This is a genomic window from Prescottella equi, from assembly GCF_020171745.1.
Lineage (GTDB): Bacteria > Actinomycetota > Actinomycetes > Mycobacteriales > Mycobacteriaceae > Prescottella > Prescottella equi_A.
This window is the reverse complement of the sequence record NZ_JAIVAH010000022.1, coordinates 43,762-65,836: the sequence shown is the minus strand read 5'-3', so window position 1 is coordinate 65,836 and position 22,075 is coordinate 43,762. Positions and strand designations below refer to the sequence as shown.

Here is a 22,075-nt window from a genome sequence, read left to right as displayed (position 1 = left end):
ATGGATCGCACGCAGTTGCCAATCCACCTCACCCAGGAAGCAGTCGAAGCCGCGCACGACGTCCGCCATCAGCAGAAACCCTTCCCCGGACCCCCGAGGGTGACCGCCCCCGAGGGCGCGCCCAACGTCCTGGTGGTCCTGCTCGACGACATGGGCTTCGGTGCCTCGTCGGCCTTCGGCGGACCGTGCTCGATGCCGGTCGCCGAGCAGCTGGCCGCCGACGGGCTGAGGTTCAACCGCTTCCACACCACGGCGATCTGCTCGCCGACGCGGGCCGCGCTGCTCACCGGGCGCAACCACCACAGCGTGGGGATGGGGGTCGTCACCGACTTCTCCTCCAGCGCCCCGGGCTACACCGGAATCCGTCCCCAGGACGCCGCGCCGCTGGCACGGACCTTGCGGGAGAACGGCTACGCGACCGGCGTGTTCGGCAAGTGGCACCAGATCCCGCAGGACGAGATCACGCCGGTCGGCCCGTTCACCCATTGGCCGACCGGGGAGGGCTTCGACACCTTCTACGGGATCATCGGCGGTGCCGACGACCAGTTCCACCCGAACCTGTACTCCGGCACCACGCAGGTGGAGCCGCCGTCGACGCCGGAGGAGGGCTACCACCTCTCCGAGGACCTTGTCGACAAGGCCCGGGACTGGATCCGTTCGGTCCGCGACGTCGACAAGTCGCGCCCCTGGTTCGCGTACCTGCCCTTCGGCGCCACCCACTCGCCGTTCCAGGTTCCCGACTCTTGGCGGGACCGGTACCGCGGGAAGTTCGGACACGGCTGGGACGAGCAGCGTGAGCAGACCCTCGCGAGGCAGAAGGAGCTCGGCGTCGTCCCGCCCGACACCCTCCTGTCGGCCTGGCCCGACGGTGCTCCGCACTGGGACGAACTCGACGACGACGGGCGCGTCGTCGCGGAGCGGCTCATGGAGGTGTACGCGTCCTTCGCCGAGCACACCGACGCGCAGGTCGGTCGGCTGGTCGAATTCCTCCGCGCCGGCGGGGAGCTCGAGAACACGTTGGTCTTCTACATCCTGGGCGATAACGGCGCCTCCTGCGAGGGCCGCCTGACGGGCACGTTCAACGAGTCGCGGACCTACAACGGTCTGCCGGAGACCGCCGCCGAGATCCGTGGTCGCCTCGACGAGATCGGGGGGCCGACCAGCTATGTGAACTACCCGGTCGGCTGGGCCCTGGCGATGGACACCCCGTTCCAGTGGACCAAGCAGGTGGCATCGCACTTCGGGGGCACCCGCAACGGACTCGTTGTGCACTGGCCTAGGGGGATCTCTGCGCGCGGTGACGTCCGCACCCAGTGGCACCACGTCATCGACGTGGCACCGACGATCCTGGAGGCCGCCGGGATCCCGCAGCCGGAGCGCGTCGACGGGATCGACCAGCGCCCCATCGAGGGCACCTCGATGCTGTACGCACTGCGCGACGGCGACGCGCCCGACGAGCACCTCACCCAGTACTTCGAGATCTTCGGCAACCGTGGGATCTACCACGAGGGCTGGACCGCGGTCACCAAGCACCGTTCGCCGTGGGACCTGTCGCGGACCGACCCCATCCCGTTCGACCAGGACGTGTGGGAGCTCTACGACATCACCCGCGACTTCTCCCAGGCCACCGACCTGGCCTCCGAGTACCCGGACCGGCTGGCCGCACTGCAGGAGCTGTTCCTGGAGCAGGCGCGGTTGCACCAGGTACTGCCGCTGGACGACCGCGGCATCGAGCGGATGGACGCGGCCGTCGCCGGACGCCGCAGCCCCGAGCTGGGCGGCCGGGTCACCGTGCCGGCAAGCACTCGCCGGCTGCCGACCGCGGCGTTTCCCAGCACGTCGAACACGTCGTTCCGGGTGAGCGTGCCTGTGGTGGCCGACAGCGACGGGTCCGACGGCGTCCTGGTGAGCCTGGGCAACTCCTTCAACGGACTCTCGTTCTACGTCCGCGAAGGGTTGGTGACGTTCGCCCACAACCTGTGCAGCGTGGCTACCACGCACGTGCGCGCCACCCAGCCACTGACCGCAGGCGAGCACCTGGTCGAGTACCTGTTCACCTACGACGGGGGCGGCATCGGGCGAGGCGGCACCGGCCAGGTCCTGATCGACGGTCGGATCGTCGGGGAGGGTCGCGTCGAGCGCACGGCCCTGTTCGGATCCGGTCGACTGACCGTGGGTGCGAACCCCGGCACGCCGGTCACCTCCGACTACGCCCGCGGCGGTGAGTACCCGTACACCGGCCGGGTCGGTGAGGTCACCCTCGAGACCGAGGCCGCCGACAGCCGGCCCACCAGCGCCCAGCGGCTCGAAGCGGAGCTCTCCACGCACTGACGGCCGAACGACAGCGGCAGTCCTGCAAAGGGTTCGACGCATCGAGATCTGATACCTCCCCAATTTAATTGGCCCCCCTTACTTTGGGGTCGTACCGTCTCCGGGCCGCCCTCGACCGCGTGCCCGGTTACCCGAACCACCTCCACCCCAACAGGTTCGACCCTCCACACGTCCCCGAAAGGACCTCCTGTGTTCAGCCGCCCCGCCTTCCCCCGGCGCCGCTCCCTGCTGGGAGCCCTCGCCCTGTCCGTCGTCGGCGTCCTCGGTGTCACGGGGTGCAACTCGGCGGTCGACCAGGCCGGCGCCGACACCGGCGCCGAGGTCACCGAGGGCGGCGTCCTTCGGATCGGCGACGGCGGCGATCTCACCCCCGCGTCCCTGTACTCGGGCGCCCCCGCGCAGGCCGCCATCACCGGTCTGGTCTACGACACCCTCATCCGCTACCCCGCCGACAGCCTCGACCCGCAGCCACGACTGGCGACGTCCTGGGAGGTCTCCGAGGACGATCTGTCGGTGCACCTGGCACTGCGCGACGACGTGACCTTCCACAACGGAAAGCCGTTCACCTCGGCGGACGTGGAAGCCAGTATCCGGACGTACGCCGACCCCACCCGGTCCGGACAGCTCGCCCGGACGGCCGCGCTCGTCACCGGCTTCGACACCAGTGACCCGCACGCGATCACGCTCACGCTCGCCAAGCCCGCCGGCAACTTCTTCGACCTGCTCGACGTCATGCCGATCATCGACCAGGACACCCTGCCCGACCTCGGTACCGGCAAGGGCTACAACGGGACCGGCGCGTTCCGGTTCACCTCCTGGAAGCCGGGAGTGTCGATCACGTTCGACGCAGACAAGGGGTACTGGGGCGGTGCGCCGCACCTCGACGGCGTCGAGTACGTCATCGTCCCCGACGCTCAGACCCGGGTCTCGCAGCTGCGATCCGGCCAACTCGACATGCTGCTCAACGTCGCGCCCCGTGACGCCGACGAACTGGGCAGCAACGCCGGCTTCCAGGTGATCGACCAGACCGGCGTGCAGCGCACCGCGTACATCGGCGCCAACGTGCAGGCTCCGGGGCTCAGCGACATCCGGGTTCGGCAGGCGATCGCCAATGCGGTGGACCGTGATCGGATCGTCGCCGACGTCTACCAGGGGCACGGGAACGTCGCCGCCTTGCCCTGGCCGGAGTACTCCCCCGCATTCGACGCGGACCTGAACGACACCTACGACCACGACGTCGAGAAGGCCAAGGCACTGGTCGCCGAGGCGGGCAGCGTTCCGGTCATCCCCGTCGCGTACACGGCGGGATCCACCGAATCCGAGGCGGTCGCGCAGATCCTGCAGGCCGACCTCGCCGCGGTCGGGATCGAGACCACGCTCCAGCCCCAGGACCAGGCCACCACGCTCAAGAACCTGATCGGGGGCACCTACGGCGGCCTGTGGATCACCGAACACACCTTCGCGCAGTACACCCCGGCCACCCTGCCGACCAGCGCCTACGTGTACAACGCCAACAAGAACACGTCGAACTTCATCGATCCCGCATACCAGGCTGCCGTCGAAAAGGTCTGGAGAATAACCGATCCGAGCAGTGCCGAAGCCGAGGACGCGTACCGGATACTGAACGCCGAGCTGCTCGACAACGCCTTCGTGATCGGCCTGTTCAACCACGAGAACGAGCTGGCCACGTCCGCCGATGTCCACGGTGTGGGCTGGACCAAGAAGGGCGAGCTCGACCTGAGCGACGCCTACCTGGGCGGGTGACGAACGGTGCTGCGATACAGCCTGCGTCGGATCCCGTCCGCTCTGATCGTCCTCGTCGTCGGCTCGGTGGTGATCTTCACCCTGCTACGGCTCGTGCCGGGCGACCCGGCCGTGATCCTGGCCGGCCCGGACTCCTCCCCCGAGGCACTCGAGTCGATCCGTGACGAGCTCGGCCTGACCGGATCACAGTTCGGCCGGTACTTCTCGTGGCTCGGCGGGATTGCCACCTTCGATCTCGGGCGCTCGCTCATCCTCGGCGGCGACATCAGCACACTGCTGCTCGACGCGCTGGGCAACACCCTGGTCCTCGCCGTGGCCGCACTGCTGCTCGCGCTCGTCATCTCGTTCGTCCTGAGCACCGTCTCGGTGATCGTCGACCGGCCGTGGCTGAACAGCCTCGCCACCGCCTTCGGCACCGTCGCCGTCGCGATCCCCAACTTCGTCACCGGTGCGATCCTGATGGTGCTCTTCGGGGTGGTGTGGGCGGTGCTGCCCGCGGGTGGCATTCCCCGCAAGGGCTTTCTGGACGATCCGGGCATCACCCTGCAATACCTGGTGCTGCCCGCCGTGTGCCTCGCTCTGCCGATCGCGGCCGCACTGACCCGGTTCCTCACCGAGTCGCTGCGCAGTCAGCTTGCCGAGCCCTACGTCACCACCGCTCGTGCCCTCGGGATCTCTCGGCGGCGCATCGTCCTGACGCAGGTACTGCCCAACGCGCTGCCGTCGACGGTGACGGTGCTCGGCATCCAGATCGGCCATCTACTCGGTGGCGCCGTACTCGTCGAGGCCATCTTCGCGTGGCCCGGCCTCGGCAACCTCCTGGAGCGGGCGATCTCGAGCCGGGACTATCCCGTCGTCCAGGTGATGCTGCTCTTCTCGGTCGGACTGTTCGTCGTCATTCAGTTGGTCACCGACCTGGTCAACGCCTCGCTCGATCCTCGAATCCGGCTGGGAGGCCACGAATGACCACCACTGCGGAGCCCGCACTCGACGACTCGATCTCCACCGACGACGGGTCGGACCGGGACAGTCGATGGGCGGCGCTGCGCAGCGGTCGTGGCCTCGTCGGCGCGGCGCTCGTCGGCGTCGTGGTGCTGGCCGGTCTTCTCGCCCCGCTGCTGGCCCCGTTCGAGCCGGACGCGCAGTTGCCCGGCGCCACCCTGCTCGGTCCGAGCAGCGACCACTGGTTCGGCACCGACTCGGTCGGCCGCGACGTACTCTCGCGCACCCTGTACGGCATCCGGATCGACCTGATCGTGATCTTCCTGGCCGTTCCGCTCGGCGCCGTCATCGGCTCGCTGCTCGGCCTGGCCGCAACGCGAATCGGGTGGATCGACACCGTTCTCCAGCGTTCCTTCGACCTGATCCTGGCGTTCCCGACCATCGTCCTCGCGATCGCGCTCACGATGGTGATCGGGCCGGGTGTCTGGACGATCGCGACGGTGATCGTGCTCGCCGAGGTCCCGGTGTTCGGACGGCTGACCCGAACCTCGGTGCTCACGGTGCGGCAGGCGCCCTACGTCGAAGCCGCGCGGACGCTCGGCGCGGACGAGGGGTGGATCCTGCGCCGACACGTCCTGCCGAACTGCCTCGAACCGCTGACGGTGCAACTCGCGCTGGCGATGTCGGTGGGGGTGTTCATCGAGGGAGCCATGAGTTTCCTCGGCCTCGGCATCACTCCGCCGGCCCCGTCGCTCGGCTCCCTCATCAAGGAGGGGACGCAGAACGCGTACCACTCACCGTTCTTCGTCGTCGGCCCGCTCGCCGTCGTCGTCGTCCTCGTGCTCGGACTGCTCCTGATCTCGCAAGCCCTCGCCGCCCGGTCGAGGCTGCGGTGACCCACCATCCCAAGGACTCCTCGTGACCACTCGACTACTCGACATCCGCGACCTGACCATCGCCTTCGGGCGGGCACGACCCGCCGTCGACTCCGCCTCACTCGAGGTCGCCCGCGGTGAGGTCGTGGCCCTGGTCGGCGAATCCGGCTCCGGCAAGTCCATGACCGCGCGCGCGATCCTCGGTCTGCTGCCCGACGGCGCCGCGGTCCGGGGGTCGATCGTGCTCGACGGCGCCGAACTGATCGGCGCACCCGAGGCCGATCTCGACCGCGTGCGCGGTACCACGGTGTCGTTGATCTTCCAGGAGCCGCAGAGCGCGTTGAACCCCGTGCGCCGCATCGGGTGGCAGTTGCGGGAGGCGATCCGCGCGCACCGGAAGATCTCGAAGGCGGACGCACGCGCGGCGGCAATCGACCTGCTCCGGCAGGTGGAGATCCCCGACCCCGACCGGCGCGTGGACTACTACCCGCACCAGCTGTCCGGGGGACAGAAGCAGCGGGTCGCGATCGCGCTCGCCCTCGCCGGCGAACCCGACCTGCTCGTCGCCGACGAACCGACCACGGCTCTCGACGTCACGGTGCAGGCCGAGATCCTGGCGCTGCTCGACCGCATCCGCCGCCGAACCGGCATGGGCATCCTGCTCATCACCCACAACATGGGCGTCGTGGCACAGCACGCCGACCGCGTCGTCGTCATGCGCGCCGGCCGCGTCGTCGAAACCGGCGGTGTGCATTCGGTGTTCGACGCCCCGACCCACCCGTACACCCGATCGCTGCTGGCGGCGGTTCCGCGACTGCCCGAGCAGGCAGCCGTGGCGCCGCCATCGATGCCCGACACCGACGTCGTGCTCGAGTTCGACGCCGCCACGGTCACGTACCCCGCGCGTCACGGGAGTCCCGCCTTCCGCGCCGTCGACGAGGTGAGCCTCACGGTCCGTCGCGGCGAGGTCCTCGGGCTCGTCGGCGAATCCGGTTCCGGGAAGACCACGCTCGGACGGACCGCCGTCGGGCTGGTGCCGCTCACCGGCGGCCGGGTGCTGGTCGAGGGACACGACCTCGGCGAGATCTCCGCCCGGCACCTCCGCGACCTGCGGCGCGACGTAGCGTTCGTCCAGCAGGACCCCGCGACATCGCTCGATCCCCGGTTGACGATCGCCGCCAGTGTCCGCGAGCCGCTCGACGTGCACGGCGTCGGCTCCGCGGTCGATCGCCGCCGTCGCGTGCTCGAGCTGCTCGAGGCCGTCCGGTTGCCCGCCGCCTTCGCCGACCGGCTCCCGCACCAACTGTCGGGTGGACAGCGCCAGCGGGTCGCGTTGGCCCGCGCGCTCGCGCTGCGACCGAAGCTGCTCATCGCGGACGAACCGACGAGCGCGCTCGACGTGTCCGTACAGGCCGAGGTGCTCGAACTGTTCACCGCGATCCAGCAGGAGCTGGGCTTCGCATGCCTGTTCGTCAGCCACGACCTGGCGGTGGTCCACCAGGTCGCCGACCGGGTCGCGGTCCTGCGGTCGGGGTCGGTGATCGAGGCGGGGCCGGTGGACACCGTGTTCACCGCGCCCCGCGACACCTACACCCGGGCACTGATCGACGCGGTGCCGCTGGCCGATCCGTCGCGTCGCCACGCCCACTCGACCGACCGGCATCCCGCCGCGGTCTGACACCGAACCCAGCGGGCCACCGCGAAAGGACCTCCGCCACATGACCACCGCACAGGCGCCCGCCGGCGCACCCAACGTCGTCATGATCCTCCTCGACGACCTCGGCTTCGGTCAGTTCGGTTGCTTCGGCTCGGACATCGCGACTCCGAACATCGACCGATTGGCGCGAGGCGGTCTGCGGTACAACCGCTTCCACGTGACCGCACTGTGTTCGCCGACCCGCGCCGCGCTGCTCACCGGCCGCAACCACCATTCCGTCGGCATGGGCTTCCTGTGCGACGTCCCCACCGACGACCCCGGCTACACCGGCAAGATCCCGCCGACGGCGGCCGCGCTCCCCCGTGTGCTGCGCGACGCCGGATGGAACACGATGGCCGTCGGCAAGTGGCATCTGACGCCGTCCGGTGAGCGCTCCGCCGCCGGCCCGTACGACCGCTGGCCGCTCGGGCTCGGATTCGAGCGCTACTACGGCTTCCTGCGCGGCGACGCCAACCACTGGGCGCCGGAGCTGGTGCGGGACAACTCCTACGTGGAGCCGCCGTGCGGACCGGACGAGGGCTACCACCTGACCGAGGACCTCACCGACGAGGCGATCCGGATGGTGGTGGGCCAGCAGCAGTCCGCCCCGGGCAAGCCCTTCTTCCTGTACTTCGCGCCCGGCGCCATGCACGCCCCGCACCACGTCGAGCGGTCCTGGGCCGACACCTACTCCGGACGGTTCGACCTCGGCTGGGACCGCTGGCGCGAGCAGGTCTTCGCCCGCCAGGTCGCCGAGGGTGTGGTGCCGTCGGGAACGACCCTGACCGAGCGGCCGTCCTGGGTTCCGGCGTGGGACGACCTCACCGACGACGAGCGTCGGCTCTACGCCCGCATGCACGAGGTGTACGCCGGTTTCCTCACGCACACCGACGCCCAGATCGGCAGGCTCCTCGATACCCTCGACGATCTCGGGGTCACCGACGACACCCTGATCATGGTGATGTCGGACAACGGCGCCAGCGCCGAGGGCGGTGTCGCGGGAACCTTCAACGAGCACCGGTTCACGCACCGGATCCGCGACGATCTCGCGGACAGCCTGGAGCGGCTCGACGACTGGGGCGGTGTCGACGGGTACCCGCACTACGCGTGGGGATGGGCGTGGGCCGGTAACACCCCGTTCCGGTTGTGGAAGCGCTACACCTGGCTCGGCGGCACCCGGGTTCCCCTCGTCGTGCACTGGCCCAGCCGGATCGCCGACCCCGGGCACGTGCGAACGCAGTTCGCGCACGCCGTCGACATCGCGCCCACCATCCTCGATGCGTGTGGCGTGACCGTGCCCGACCACGTCGGCGGTGTGCCGCAACAAGCGGTCGACGGTGCCAGCCTGCTTCCGACGTTCGTCGACGCCATCGCTGCGGCGCCTCGCTCCAGCCAGTACTTCGAGATGCTCGGTTCCCGTTCGATCGTCGGCGACGGGTGGAAGGCCACCACCGACCACGTCTCGGCAGGCGTCCTGGACGAAGAGCTGCTCATGACCGGCAGCCGAGACTTCGCCGACGACCGCTGGTCGCTGTTCCGGATGGACGACGACTTCTCCGAGGCCCACGACGTCGCCGACTCCCACCCTGATGTCGTGCGCGACCTCGAGGCTCGGTGGGAACTCGAAGCGGACCGCCACGGTGTACGGCCGCTCGCCGACAGCCTGGTCGGCCGCGTCGTCCGGCTGACGCCGCGGCCGTACGCCCCGGGTGTGTCGGTCACGTTGCGCCCGGCAGGTGGCCCGGTGTCCGACGAGGTGCTGCCGCGCCTGCACGGCGGCGGCACGCTCCGCGCGACGATCGACGTGCCGGACGGAGCAGGGAACGGTGTGCTGTTCGCCCTCGGGGACCACAACGGAGGATTCGCCGCCTACGTGGTCGAGGGAATCGCGTCGCTCACCATCGCATCCGCAGGCGGCGAGGTCACCGTGACGGCACCCGGGAAACTCGACACCGGTCGCCACGAACTGGCCTGGCGGATCGCGCCGCGGCCCGACGGCGGACTGGATATCACGTACTCGGTCGACGACGTGCCCCTGGTCGAGGCCGACAGCCCGCACGCCCTCCCGCACGCATGGCAGCACGGCGGCACGTCGTTGACGCTCGGCCGCGATCGCGGACTGCCGGTCTCCGACCGCTATCGTCCGCCGTTCCCGTGGACGGGAGTCCTGCACAAAGTCACCGTCGAATCCGGGATCACCACCTCGCTCGACGAGGCGGACCTGCGGATCGCCCTACAGGTCGAGTAGTGCGCCGGTTGTGTGGGGGCGGATCGGCAGATCCGCCCCCACACGAGCCCGGTCAGCGGCCGAACAGGTTCGCGAAGAACCCCGACTTGGCCGGCTTCTCGCACTTGCAGCGCTCACCGGCCGGGACGGTGCGCATGACGCTGTCGACGTGTTGGCCGCAGCCACCCCAGGTGGTCTTCGAACAGGTCTTGCAGGTGACGGGGTAACACACGATGGGTCTCCTCGAGAGGTGTAGTTGGGTGTCACCAACGATACCCCCAGGGGTATACATCGCAATGTGCTCGTTCCCACAGTCCGCACGAGAGGAATCAGGCCGACGGAGTGGTCGACCGGATCCGGTCGATCGACCCCGACAGTTCGAGTCGCCGCCGCAGGACCGGATTGTCGGTGGACTGACTCTCGTGGCATGCGATCGCCGCCGCCTGCATCTCACGGTCCACCACGACATCCAGCACGTCGGCGCCCTCCAATCCCGCGAAGTCCGCACCGAATTCGACATTCAGCGCGTCCGCGACGGCCGGCGCGACACCCCACTCCAGCACCCGCAGATCCTGCGCACGCGCGACCCGGACGGCGGACGCGGTCGCCGCGCGATGGTCGGGGTGGCCGGTGACCCCGCTCGCCTCGAACACCACGAGCGTCGTGGCCGACCGGAGCGCACCCCGCACCACCGAATCGAGCACGGCCGGATCCACCGCGTCGAGACCGCCGTCGGGGAAGTCGAGCAGATCGACGCGACCGATCCCGAGTTCGTCCGCCGCGGCCGACAGCTCGCCCCGGCGTGTCGTCGCGAGGTCCACACCGGCGCCGAGCGTGCTGGCCTCGCCGGATGTCAGGCACAGCACCCGGAGGTCGGCGCCGGCCACCGCCAGGGCCGCGAGCACCCCGCCCAGTCCGAAGCTCTCGTCGTCCGGGTGTGCCACCACCACCAGCACGGGACCTCCGGACGCGACATCGCGCAGAATCGAATCCCCTGACGTCTCACCCATGCCGAAACCCCTTTCAGGTGGCTCCAGTCTTGCCCACTGGGCACAGTCCGCGGCAGGGATCGGCGGAACCTCCTTGCGTAGAGCCCGCCTCCACGCGAAGCCCGTCCTTACGTTGTAAAGTGCCGATCACCTGCAGGCTTTACAACGTAAGGAGACAGCATGGGCGCCGACACCGAACACCCCGACGCGTCACGCACGTTGTCGATGCTGTGGAGCCCCCCGGACACGGCGGACACGTCGCCGACCGGGCTCACACTCGCGGCGATCATCCGGGCGGCAACGGCGATCGCCGACGAGCGCGGCGACACTGCGGTGCCGCTGCGCACGATCGGGGAACGTCTCGGGTGCACCGCGATGGCGCTCTACACCTACATCGGCGGCAAGGAGGAACTCCTCGACCTGATGTACGACCGGGCCCACGCGGAGTTCGGCACGACGCCGCCGGTGTCGGTGATCGAGTGGACCGAGCGACTCCTCGAGCTGTATCTGGCACACCCCTGGATGCTCGACATCGCGCACGCCCGCCCGGTGCTCGGCCCGCACCAGCAACAGTCCTTCGAACTGCTCCTCGGCACGCTCGTGCCCAACGGATTCGATCGTCGGGACGTGGTGGCGATCGCCTCGTCGGCGTTCTCGCTTCCGGCCGCGGCGGCGCGCACGATCGTCGATGCCCGACGTGCGCAGTCCGCCGCCGGTGTGGACGACGAACCGTGGTGGAACCCGCGGCTGGAGGCCCTCGCCGCGGCCGCACCGGATTTCGCCGCCCGGTTCCCCCTCGCGAACGGGCTCTCACACGGCGGTTCGGCACGGCACGCCGCGCGCGGGGACGTCCCGGTCATGGAGCAGGCCGCCCGCGAGAACCTGCGACGAGCCGTGGAACTGCTGATCGCGGGCGCGTCGAACGCGCCGGAGCGGGACTAGGCGGAGCTCAGCCGATGCGCTCGCGCAGCCGCGCGACGACCTGTGCGGCGTGGTCGGCGATGGCCTCGTGGCCGGACTCCTCGGCGAATGTCGCCAGGCCCTCCCAGCGTGCGCGCAGGGCATCGAGGCGGGGCGCGGACAACTGGTGCCCGCGCACCGCGGCGATTCGGGTGTAGTCCTCGGGCAGGAACAGGAACGTGCTGAGCCACACCCACACGAGTTGTGCGTCCAGCACCCGCTCGGTGAGGAAGTCGTCGTCCGCGAGGGCCGGCCACATACCCACGACCTCGGCGCGCCACGCCTCGGTCATCGCCCGCGCCCGCTCGTACGACAGATCGATGCTGCACAGGCAGGCCGGGAACGAGACCAGGGCGTACGCCAGATCCAGCGTGGCGTCGCGGAAACCGCCCCACTCGTAGTCGAGGAACCGGACGCCTTCGTCGTTGACGATGATGTTGTCCGGGCACAGATCCGACGGGCTGAAGGCCCGGAACCGGCCGCCGCCGAACAGTTTCCCGGCACGGGCGGCAACCTCGAGCACGGCCGGCGAGGCCTCGACACCGAGTTGCTCGGCGAGCAGCGCCGGCACCGTCTCGAGCGAGGCGGCGGCCTGCTCCGCCACGACATCGCCGCAGTGCGCCACCTCGGCGCGCCGCAGCAGTGCCGTGAAATCCTCCTCGCGACCGACGGTCGCGGCGTGCATCCGGCCGAGGGCCTGCGCCATCGCCATCAGCGAGTTGGAGACCGAGTCCGGATCCGCGTGCTTGAGCAACGTCGCGAACGGCGTGGAGTCACCGAGATCGCCCAGGACGAGCAGACGCTCGTCGAAGTCGTAGGCCAGTAGTTCCGCACCGGGGCGGTTCTCCGTCGCGAGAGCGGTCGCGAACTGGTACGACACCGCCTCCCGCAGGAAGGCCACGTCCACCGAGTCGGTGTCGACGCCGTCGAATTCGATCCGCCGGGGGTCGGCTGCCTTGCGCGAGGATTCGCGTACCTGCTTGAGGACGAGCGTCCGAGGCAGGGAGAACGGGTTCTCGGCGACGCGGACCCGGAGCACGATCGTGCGGCCGCTCCCCCCGAGATCGACAGGGTCGACGAGTCGGACAGCAGCGCCCGTGCGACGGGCGAGCAACTTCTCGGCTGCGGCAACGACCTCTGAGAGGGGTTCCGCCAATATTGCGGTCATCGCTCACCAACCTACCTGGCCGACCCGTCCGAGGCCGGGCATTCAGGATCAGGGACGCGGCACCCATGGCACTGAGCTGGGAAAACGGCGGGTTGCAGCTCGGTCACGGCGGGTGCGGGTCCGCTGGAGGAGCAGGACGGCGATGGCCGCGATCACGATGCCGGTGAGGTTGACACCGAGTTGGAGCGCCGACATGGCCGCCACCCGCCACTCGCCGAGCGTCGCGGCAACCGCCGTGAAACCGGCGGCCGGGACCGTCGTCACCGAGATGAACACACCGACCAGTGCCGCGGATTTCGCCGACACGAGGGCCAGCATGCCCGCCGCGCCGGCGAGCAGCGCCACGATGAACGACGACAGACCGACTCGGTAGATGAAGTCGACCTGGTGCAGGTCCTCGATCGTCTCGAGGTCGACCCAGCCGAGAAGCTTCGCGACAAACGTGCAAGCCACCGTTACGGCGATCGCGAACGGGAAGCCGACCACCAGCGCGATCAGCGAGCGGCGCGCGAGGCTGAACTTCCTGCGGGCCACCGCGACGGCGAGCGCGGCCAGCGGTCCGAACTCCGGCCCGACCACCATCGCGCCCACGATCGTCACGGGCGAATCCGTCACGATGCCCACCGAGGCCAACAGGCACGCGATGGTCAGGAACGCCAGGAACGTGATGTTGAGCGTGGACTCCTCCCGGGTTCGGGAGATCAGTTCCTCCCAGACGACCGTGTCGTCCGGGTCGCCGGGGGCAGCACGTTCCGCCGCCCGCGCCGAATCCGACAGCACCGTCTCGGTCGGCACGAGCGTGATGGCGCCGAGGTGTTCGATCTTCAGCTCGTGGAGCTGATCGAGCACCTCGTTCGCGGACTCGCGGGCGATGTCGGCCTGGACGACGTCACCGGCCGGCTCGACGGCGGAGCCCCGCGCCACCGTGATGTGGGTGGCGCCGGGCTCCTCCTCGAGCAGTGCGAGGACCTCGTCCGTGAAGTCCGTCGGACAGATCACGCGCAGATGCAGCACGTGTGTTTCCCCCCCGCCCCGGTGTCCTACTCGGCCTCGGCTGCCTTCGGTTCGGGCTTGGCGTCGATTCCGGACTCCTTGCGCTGGAGTGCGGTGATCGGCGCGGGCGCGTCCGTCAGCGGGTCGACGCCGCCACCCGACTTCGGGAACGCGATGACCTCACGGATGGAGTCGACGCCCGCCAGCAGCGCGGTGATGCGGTCCCAGCCGAACGCGATTCCGCCGTGCGGCGGGGCGCCGAACGCGAAGGCGTCGAGCAGGAAGCCGAACTTCTCCTCCGCCTCCTCGCGCGAGATGCCCATCACCTTGAAGACGCGTTCCTGGATGTCCTTGCGGTGGATACGGATCGAGCCACCGCCGATCTCGTTGCCGTTGCAGACGATGTCGTAGGCGTAGGCCAGCGCCTTGCCCGGATCGGTGTCGAACGTATCGATCGACTCCGGCTTGGGCGAGGTGAACGCGTGGTGCACCGCGGTCCACGCGCTGTAGCCGAGGGCCACGTCGCCGCTCGCGGTCGCGTCGGCGGTGGGCTCGAACATCGGCGCATCGACGACCCACACGAACGCCCATGCGTCGGGGTCGATCAGGTTCTGCTTGCGGGCGATCTCGCCGCGGGCGGCGCCGAGCAGCGCGCGCATCGGCTTGGTGGCACCGGCCGCGAAGAAGATGCAGTCGCCCGGCTGTGCGCCGACGTGCGCGGCCAGACCGTCGCGCTCGGCGTCGGTGAGGTTCTTGGCGACCGGTCCGCCGAGCGTGCCGTCCTCGCCGACGAGCACGTAGGCCAGGCCCTTCGCGCCGCGCTGCTTCGCCCATTCCTGCCATGCGTCGAGCTGCTTGCGGGGCTGGCTCGCGCCGCCCGGCATCACGACGGCGCCGACGTACTCGGCCTGGAACACCCGGAACGTGGTGTCCTTGAAGAAGTCCATGCACTCGACGAGTTCGATGTCGAAGCGCAGGTCAGGCTTGTCGGAACCGAAGCGGCGCATCGCCTCGGCGTACGTCATCCGGGCGATCGGCGTGGTGATCTCGTGGCCGATGAGCTTCCACACCGAGTGCAGGATCTCCTCGGCGAGGAGGATCACGTCCTCCTGCGTCACGAAGCTCATCTCGATGTCGAGCTGCGTGAACTCGGGCTGACGGTCCGCGCGGAAGTCCTCGTCGCGGTAGCAGCGCGCGATCTGGTAGTAGCGCTCGATGCCGCCGACCATGAGGAGCTGCTTGAAGAGCTGCGGGCTCTGCGGCAGGGCGTAGAAGCTGCCGGGCTGCAGGCGGGCAGGTACCAGGAAGTCGCGGGCGCCCTCAGGCGTCGAGCGGGTCAGCGTCGGGGTCTCGACCTCGACGAACTCGTGGTGGGCGAGCACGGCCCGCGCGGCCGCGTTGGCCTTGGAACGCAGCCGGATCGCGTGACCCGGACCCTCGCGACGCAGGTCGAGGTAGCGGTACTTCAGGCGCGCTTCCTCGCCCGCCTGGTCGTCGAGCTGGAACGGCAGCGGCGCGCTCTCGTTGAGTACCTCGAGCTCGGTGGCGTTGACCTCGATGGCGCCGGTCGGGATCTCGAAGTTCTGGTTGCCCTCGGGCCGGACCTCGACCTTGCCGGTGACCTTGACGCAGTACTCGGCGCGCAGGCGGTGCGCCTGCTCGAGCACGTCGCCGGCCCGGAAGACCACCTGGGAGACGCCCGACGCGTCACGGAGGTCGATGAAGATCACGCCGCCGTGATCGCGCCGCCGGGCCACCCAGCCGGTGAGGGTGACGGTCTGCTCAGCGTGCTCGGGTCGTAGCGAGCCTGCCAGGTGGGTGCGCAGCACGGGATTCCTTTCACGAACTTCCAGCACAGTGGTCGATCCGTGCTTGCAGCACGGTGTTCTGTTGCTGCGATCCTACGGAGGCACCTCGTGTTACCGGAAACTCACGCCCGGATTGCTGGAATGCTGTTACGACCAGCACACGCAGATTCGGACAGGGAGCCCACGCGATGACGTTCAACGACGACGTCCGGATCAACGCCGACCGGGTCTCACTGGGCGGCGGCCGGGGCGGTGGACGCGGCGGCAAGTTCGTGCTCGGTGGCGGCGCGGGTGGTCTCGTCGTCCTCGTGCTGGCGCTGCTCCTGGGTGGTGACCCCGGATCGATCCTCGGTGGCCTCGGCGGCGCGACGGACGGTCAGTACGACGCCGGAACGAGCGCGGTCAGCGGCGGCAGGCTGGAGAACTGCGAGTTCGGCGTCGACGCGAACCGGGATGTCGGGTGCCGGGTGGCCGGCACCGCGGAAAGCCTCGATGCCGTGTGGGGCGCCCAGCTTCCGGCCCAGACCGGCGTCGACTACATCGCGCCGAAGGTCCGCCTCTTCTCCGGGTCGGTGAGCACCGGGTGCGGCAACGCGAGCAGCGACGTCGGCCCGTTCTACTGCCCCGCCGATGCCACGGCGTACTTCGACACGAGCTTCTTCCAGCTTCTGGTCGACCGATACGGCGCGAACGCCGGACCGCTGGCGCAGGAGTACGTCGTCGCGCACGAGTTCGGCCACCACATCCAGAACCAGCTCGGCGATATCGGCCGCGCACAGCAGGACCCGCGCGGCGCGACGTCGCAGGCGGTCCGCACCGAACTCCAGGCCGACTGCTACGCGGGCCTGTGGGCCCACTACGCGTCGACTCAACCCGCACCGGGCAGCACACGGCCGTTCCTGAGGCCGCTGTCCCAGACCGACGTCCGCGATGCGCTGTCGGCGGCCTCCGCCGTCGGCGACGACCGGATCCAGCGGTCCGCCGGCACCCGCGTCAACCCCGAGGGATGGACCCACGGGTCGTCGGAGCAGCGGCAGCAGTGGTTCCTCGCCGGACTCGAGACCGGCAAGGTCGCGGCGTGCGACACGTACGCGGCGCGTGATCTGAACAGTCCCCCCGCGCTGCGCTGACCGGTTCCGCCTAGCCTGTCCTGGACCGAAATTCGACGACAGTCCCGGGGAGGCCTGCAGTGGCGATGGTGCACCGTGAGCGCGAGCTCGAAGCGCCCGGCGAGGTGGCGCTGCGCGACGGACGCGTCGAGCTGTCCTGGTCCGACGTCGACCGCACGGTGAACCGGATCGCGAACGCGCTGAGGGGCGTCGACCTGGGCCCCGACCGTCGGGTGGCAGTGTTCGCCCGCAACTCGGCCGAGACGATCCTGGCGCACGCCGGGATCATCCACGCCGGCTGCTCCCCCGTCCCCGCGAGCTTCCACCTGACGGTCGCGGAGCTCGCGTACATCCTCGAGGATTCGCGGGCCGCGGCAGTGTTGGTCGGACCCGAGAACGCCGATGTCGGCGCCGAGGCCGCGCGCCTCGCCGGGGTTCCCCTCGTGGTGGGCTGGCGATGCAACTCGGCCGCGGTGACCTCGTGGACGGAGTGGCTCGCGGCGGCGTCGGCGGACGACCCGCCGTCCGACGTCCCCGCCCTGCCGTTCCTGTCCTACACGTCGGGCACCACCGGGACACCGAAGGGCGTCAACGCCCTTGCCGGCAGCCCGGTCCCGGGGACGACGGTGGACGCCTACGTCCGGTCCATGCGCGCGTTGCCCCTCGCCCGGTGGCCGGGACACCTCGTGGTCGGCCCACTGCACCACACCGGCCCGCTCGCGGGTGTGCGACTCGTGGCGTGCGGAATGCCGGTGACCGTGCTCGAGCGCTTCGACGCCGAGTCGGTCCTGGCGACCGTCGACCGGTACCGGATCGCGACGTCGCTCATGGTGCCCACGCACTTCCACCGACTGCTGTCGCTGCCCGACGACGTCCGCGGCCGCTACGACGTCGGATCGCTGAAACTGGTCACCCACACCGGTGCGGCGTGCCCGCGCGACGTCAAGCAGGCGATGATCGACTGGTTCGGCCCGGTGCTGTTCGACTCCTACGGCGGCAGCGAATCCGGTCCGCTGTGCGGGATCTCGTCGGCCGACTGGGTGCGCAGGCCGGGCAGCGTCGGGCAGGTGCGGCCGCCGTTCGTCCGTGCCGTCGCGGTGGACGCCGACGGCAACGAACTCCCGGTCGGCGCCGAGGGCCGGCTCGCGTTCGAGGAGCGGGACGGCCGCTCCGTCGCGTATCTCAATGCCGAGCAGAAGACGTCGGAGGCGTTGATCAGGCCGGGTCTGTTCACGCTCGGCGATGTCGGCTACGTCGACGACGAGGGCTTCGTGTTCATCACCGATCGCGAGACCGACATGATCATCTCGGGAGGCGTCAACATCTATCCCGCCGAGATCGAGAACGTGCTGGTCACCCACCCGGACGTCGCGGATGTCGCGGTGATCGGGGTGCCGGATGTCGATATGGGCGAGTCGGTTCTGGCGTTGGTGGTGCCGCGCGATCGGGTGCCGGACGTCGCCGATCTCGTCGAGCACTGCCGTATCGCCCTGGCGGGCTACAAGGTTCCGCGGGCTGTCGAGTTTCGCGACGACCTCGGGCGCAGCACGATGGGCAAGCTCACCAAGCGGGTGCTGCGGGCGCCGTACTGGGCGTCGAACTGACGCGTTCACTCACCGCGGTCGGAGTCCGTGTCGGTCTGCTTGCCGTCGGAACCGGACGGCGGATCCGGTGCCGACTCCCCCTCCTGGACGAGTTCGTATCGGCGACCGTAGGTTTCGACGATCGCTTGGATGACGGCCACCACGGGCACCGAGACCAGCGCACCGATCGCGCCGAACAGCGACGCCCCGACGATCACCGATCCGAACGCGACCGCCGGATGGATCGACACGGTCCGGGACGTGATCCGCGGGTGGAGGATGTAGTTCTCGACCTGCTGGTACGCAGTGCCGAACAGGATCACCCATACCGCGTCGAGGGGCTGCGCGGCTGCGGCGATGACTGCCGGCAGGCCGATCGCGAGGTAGGTGCCCAGCGTCGGAATGAACTGCGAGACGACGCCCGTCCAGATTGCGAGCGGAAGCCAGTACGGCACGCCGATGATCAGGAAGAAGATGCCCGTTGCGACGGCGCTGAACGCGGCGAGGATGACCCGGGACACGACGTAGCCGCCGGCCTTCTCCACGGAGATCTCCCAGACCGACGCGATCACCTTCTGCTGCCGCGCCGGGAACCAGCTCGAGATGGTGCGGCGCAGTTGCGGGCCCTGTGCGGACATGTAGAAGACGAACAGCAGCACCGTCGCGGCTTGGAAGACCACCCCGACCAGCGTGGAGACGATACCCAGCACCCCTGGCGTGTACTTCTCCGCCAGATCCCGCACCGTTTCCGGCGTGATGTTGATGAGGTCCTTGCCCGTGGCGAAATCCGTGCCGAACTTGCGATTGGCCCAATCCGTGACGCGGGTCAGCGCGTCGGGTAGCGCCCCGAGCAACTGCGCGAGCTGCTCGGCGAGCAGCGCACCGAAGACCGCGATGAATCCGATCCCGAACACGATCGTCCCGAACAGCACCAGCCCGGTGCCGGCGCCGCGCCGCATCCCCATGCGCTCGAGCCGGTCGACGACCGGTTCGATGGTGACGCTGGCCAGCCACGCGAGGAACAGCATGCCGAGGAAGCCCCGGATGTGGTGGAACAGCCATCCCGAGATCTGGTACGCGGCGACCGCGAGCAGGATGTAGATGATCGCGACCCGCAGCGAGCGCAGATTCGTCCGTCGGCTGTCGCCGCCGTTCGCCTCCCGACCGTCCGGGCCGGCCCGCGAATCCTCTCCGCTCATCGCACCCTCCACCACGTGACGGTTGCTGCCCTACCGCGGAAACCTACCCGTCGCAGCAGGATCGGGCGGGCAGGTTGCCCGTAGCCGAATCGACTGTGGACGTTCCGCGTCGCGTCCGGTATAGATTAATTATCTACCTGATTAGCGGTGAGGAGTTTTCCATGACCGAGGCGTACATCATCGATGCGATCCGGACCCCGATCGGGAAGAAGAACGGTTCGCTCGCGGCCGTCCACCCGATCGACCTGGGCGCCACCGTGATCCGGGCCGCGATGAGCCGGACGCCCGTCGACCCGGCGGCGGTGGACGACGTCGTCTTCGGATGCGTCGACGCGATCGGCGGGCAGGCCGGGAACATCGCCCGCACATCCTGGCTGGCAGCCGGCCTCCCCGAGGAGGTCCCGGGAACGACGGTCGACCGCCAGTGCGGGTCGAGCCAGCAAGCACTGCATTTCGCCGCACAGGCGGTGATGAGCGGGACCGCCGACCTCATCCTGGCCGGCGGGGTGCAGAGCATGAGCCGGATCCCGATTTCGGCGGCCATGACGGCCGGCCGCGAGTTCGGGTTCGATGATCCGTTCTCGGGGTCGAGCGAATGGCGGCGCCGATACGGCGACCAGGAGGTCTCGCAGTTCCACGGCGCCGAACTGATAGCCGAGAAGTGGGGCATCGCCCGCGACGAGATGGAGCGCTGGGCGCTACGTAGTCACGAACGGGCACACGCGGCGATCGCGGCGGGACGGTTTGCCGGCGAGACGATCCCGGTCGACCGTTTCACGACCGACGAGGGACCCCGCGACACCAGCCTCGAGGCCATGGCGCGCCTCTCCCCACTGCGGCCCGGTGGCCGGTTGACTGCCGCGCTCGCGAGTCAGATCTCGGACGGCGCCAGCGCGGTCCTTGTCGCCTCCGCGGCGGCGGTGAAGGCGCACAATCTCACGCCGCGGGCACGCATCCACCACATCAGCGTCCGCGGCGCGGACCCGATCTTCATGCTCAGCGCCCCGATTCCCGCGACGGAGTACGCACTGCGCAAAACCGGCATGAGCATCGATGACTTCGACGCGTTCGAGGTCAACGAGGCGTTCGCATCCGTCGTGCTGGCCTGGCTCGCCGAGACGGGGGCGGACCCGGACCGGGTCAACGTCAACGGCGGAGGCATCGCGCTCGGACACCCGCTCGGCGCGACCGGGACGAAGCTGTTCGCCACCCTTCTCAACGAGCTCGAACGCACCGGCGGGCGGTTCGGCCTCCAGACGATGTGCGAGGGCGGCGGGACCGCCAACGTGCTGATCGTCGAACGGCTCGGCTGAAACAGCGCCGGCCCCGGCACCTCAGAACAGGGGGCGGCGCCTCAGAACAGGGTGAGCGCGGGCGCCGCGCCGGCCCCGACGAGTTCACGGGACTCCGGAGCCGGGGCGTCGCGATGCTCGGATCGTCCACCGAGCCCGTACTTCTCGACCATCGGCTCGACGCGCGCCCGCAGCCACGCCTTGTACTCGGGAGTGACGTAGGCGCCGCGCCCGTACAGCTGCCGGTACCTCCGCACGAGCGCCGGATGCTCGGACGCCAGCCAGTTCAGGAACCACCCGCGCGTGCTGCCCCGCAGGTGCATCGGGAAGATCGTGACCCCGGTGGCCCCCGCCTCGGCAATCGCGGACAGCAGCCCGTCCAGGTGCGCCGTCGAATCGGTGAGGTACGGAATGACCGGCGCGACCATGACGTTGCAGGGCAGCCCCGCGTCGGTGACGGACCGGATCAGGTCGAGGCGCGCCCGCGGCGACGGCGTACCGGGTTCGACGGCCTTCTGCACTTCGGCGTCGTTGATCGCGAGCGACACCCCGATACCGACCGACACCCGCTCGGCGGCCTGCCGCAGAATCGGTAGATCTCGCTGCAGCAGAGTGCCCTTGGTGAGGATCGAGAACGGCGTGCCCGATTCCGTGAGGGCGCCGATGATCGCGGGCATCAACCGGTAACGCCCCTCGGCCCGCTGGTAGGGGTCCGTATTCGTGCCGAGCGCAACGTGCTCACGCTTCCACGACCGCCTGGCCAGTTCCTTACGCAGCACGGCGGCGACGTTCATCTTCACGACGACCTGCGAGTCGAAGTCGCTGCCGGCATCCAGGTCCAGGTATTCGTGCGTGGGGCGCGCGAAACAGTATCGACAGGCATGGGTGCAGCCGCGGAACGTGTTGACGGTGAACTGGAACGGAAGCGCCGACTCCTCGGGCACCTTGTTCAGCGCGCTCTTGCAGAGCACCTCGTGGAACGTGATGCCCTCGAACTCCGGCGTCTGAACGCTGCGTACCAACCCGGCCCGCTCGAGCCCCGGGAGCGCACCGTCGTCCGCGTCGAGCGTCTGCCCCTGCCACCTCATGAATCCAGTCGAACACGCGTGCGAATCAGTGTCAACCATATCTTCGAAACA

The 22,075-nt window shown here is 69.5% G+C and carries 17 protein-coding genes; 10 read left to right on the top strand and 7 right to left on the bottom strand.

Going from position 1 to position 22,075, the window contains the following annotated elements:
- From LCL87_RS18330 to LCL87_RS18305, 6 genes are all read left to right on the top strand, one after another.
- Complete coding sequence (locus LCL87_RS18330) at positions 1-2,331, top strand: arylsulfatase (protein WP_225022268.1); 2,331 nt, start codon at positions 1-3, stop codon at positions 2,329-2,331.
- A gap of 189 nt (positions 2,332-2,520) precedes the next feature.
- Positions 2,521-4,095, top strand: a complete 1,575-nt coding sequence (locus tag LCL87_RS18325; protein ID WP_225022266.1) for an ABC transporter substrate-binding protein — start codon at positions 2,521-2,523, stop codon at positions 4,093-4,095.
- 6 nt (positions 4,096-4,101) lie between these two features.
- Positions 4,102-5,061, top strand: a complete 960-nt coding sequence (locus LCL87_RS18320; RefSeq protein WP_225022264.1) for an ABC transporter permease — start codon at positions 4,102-4,104, stop codon at positions 5,059-5,061.
- Complete coding sequence (locus LCL87_RS18315; protein WP_225022262.1) at positions 5,058-5,933, top strand: ABC transporter permease; 876 nt, start codon at positions 5,058-5,060, stop codon at positions 5,931-5,933. Before LCL87_RS18320 ends, LCL87_RS18315 begins: the two co-directional genes overlap by 4 nt.
- Before the next feature lie 22 nt (positions 5,934-5,955).
- Positions 5,956-7,590: an ABC transporter ATP-binding protein gene (locus tag LCL87_RS18310; protein WP_225022260.1), complete on the top strand. Its 1,635-nt coding sequence runs from the start codon at positions 5,956-5,958 to the stop codon at positions 7,588-7,590.
- Positions 7,591-7,630: 40 nt separating this feature from the next.
- Positions 7,631-9,856, top strand: coding sequence for an arylsulfatase (locus LCL87_RS18305; protein WP_225022258.1), 2,226 nt, complete (start codon positions 7,631-7,633; stop codon positions 9,854-9,856).
- 52 nt (positions 9,857-9,908) lie between these two features.
- Here the strand turns inward: LCL87_RS18305 and LCL87_RS18300 are convergent, their stop codons facing one another.
- Positions 9,909-10,067: a DUF8730 family Cys-rich protein gene (locus LCL87_RS18300; RefSeq protein ID WP_225022256.1), complete on the bottom strand. Its 159-nt coding sequence runs from the start codon at positions 10,065-10,067 to the stop codon at positions 9,909-9,911.
- Positions 10,068-10,164: 97 nt separating this feature from the next.
- Positions 10,165-10,845 carry a PIG-L deacetylase family protein gene (locus LCL87_RS18295; RefSeq protein WP_225022254.1) on the bottom strand — a complete coding sequence of 227 codons (681 nt, stop codon included), beginning with the start codon at positions 10,843-10,845 and terminating at the stop codon, positions 10,165-10,167.
- Positions 10,846-11,004: 159 nt separating this feature from the next.
- Between LCL87_RS18295 and LCL87_RS18290 the strand changes: the two genes are divergently transcribed.
- The gene (locus LCL87_RS18290; RefSeq protein ID WP_225022251.1) at positions 11,005-11,766 is read left to right on the top strand and encodes a TetR family transcriptional regulator; all 762 of its coding nucleotides are present in this window, start codon (positions 11,005-11,007) and stop codon (positions 11,764-11,766) included.
- A 7-nt stretch (positions 11,767-11,773) separates the two neighbouring features.
- Here the strand turns inward: LCL87_RS18290 and LCL87_RS18285 are convergent, their stop codons facing one another.
- From LCL87_RS18285 to aspS, 3 genes are read right to left on the bottom strand one after another with little or no spacing between them, the layout of a single operon-like run.
- A complete protein-coding gene (locus LCL87_RS18285) occupies positions 11,774-12,952 on the bottom strand; it encodes a protein kinase family protein (protein WP_225022249.1) in 1,179 nt (392 codons plus the stop codon).
- Positions 12,953-13,000: 48 nt separating this feature from the next.
- Positions 13,001-13,966, bottom strand: coding sequence for a DUF389 domain-containing protein (locus tag LCL87_RS18280; protein WP_225022247.1), 966 nt, complete (start codon positions 13,964-13,966; stop codon positions 13,001-13,003).
- 26 nt (positions 13,967-13,992) lie between these two features.
- Complete coding sequence (gene aspS, locus LCL87_RS18275) at positions 13,993-15,774, bottom strand: aspartate--tRNA ligase (protein ID WP_225022239.1); 1,782 nt, start codon at positions 15,772-15,774, stop codon at positions 13,993-13,995.
- Positions 15,775-15,941: 167 nt separating this feature from the next.
- Between aspS and ypfJ the strand changes: the two genes are divergently transcribed.
- Positions 15,942-16,883 carry a KPN_02809 family neutral zinc metallopeptidase gene (gene ypfJ / locus LCL87_RS18270; protein ID WP_225022237.1) on the top strand — a complete coding sequence of 314 codons (942 nt, stop codon included), beginning with the start codon at positions 15,942-15,944 and terminating at the stop codon, positions 16,881-16,883.
- A 65-nt stretch (positions 16,884-16,948) separates the two neighbouring features.
- Positions 16,949-18,466, top strand: coding sequence for an AMP-binding protein (locus LCL87_RS18265; RefSeq protein WP_225022650.1), 1,518 nt, complete (start codon positions 16,949-16,951; stop codon positions 18,464-18,466).
- 5 nt (positions 18,467-18,471) lie between these two features.
- Here LCL87_RS18265 and LCL87_RS18260 read toward each other — a convergent pair whose 3' ends face one another.
- Positions 18,472-19,644, bottom strand: a complete 1,173-nt coding sequence (locus LCL87_RS18260) for an AI-2E family transporter (protein WP_225022235.1) — start codon at positions 19,642-19,644, stop codon at positions 18,472-18,474.
- A gap of 161 nt (positions 19,645-19,805) precedes the next feature.
- Between LCL87_RS18260 and LCL87_RS18255 the strand changes: the two genes are divergently transcribed.
- Positions 19,806-20,957 (top strand): acetyl-CoA C-acetyltransferase, encoded by a 1,152-nt coding sequence (locus tag LCL87_RS18255; protein ID WP_225022233.1) that lies wholly within the window; start codon positions 19,806-19,808, stop codon positions 20,955-20,957.
- 41 nt (positions 20,958-20,998) lie between these two features.
- On the opposite strand, the gene LCL87_RS18250 is transcribed toward LCL87_RS18255, so the two are convergent.
- Positions 20,999-22,024, bottom strand: coding sequence for an Rv2578c family radical SAM protein (locus LCL87_RS18250; protein ID WP_225022231.1), 1,026 nt, complete (start codon positions 22,022-22,024; stop codon positions 20,999-21,001).
- Positions 22,025-22,075: the final 51 nt, after the last annotated feature.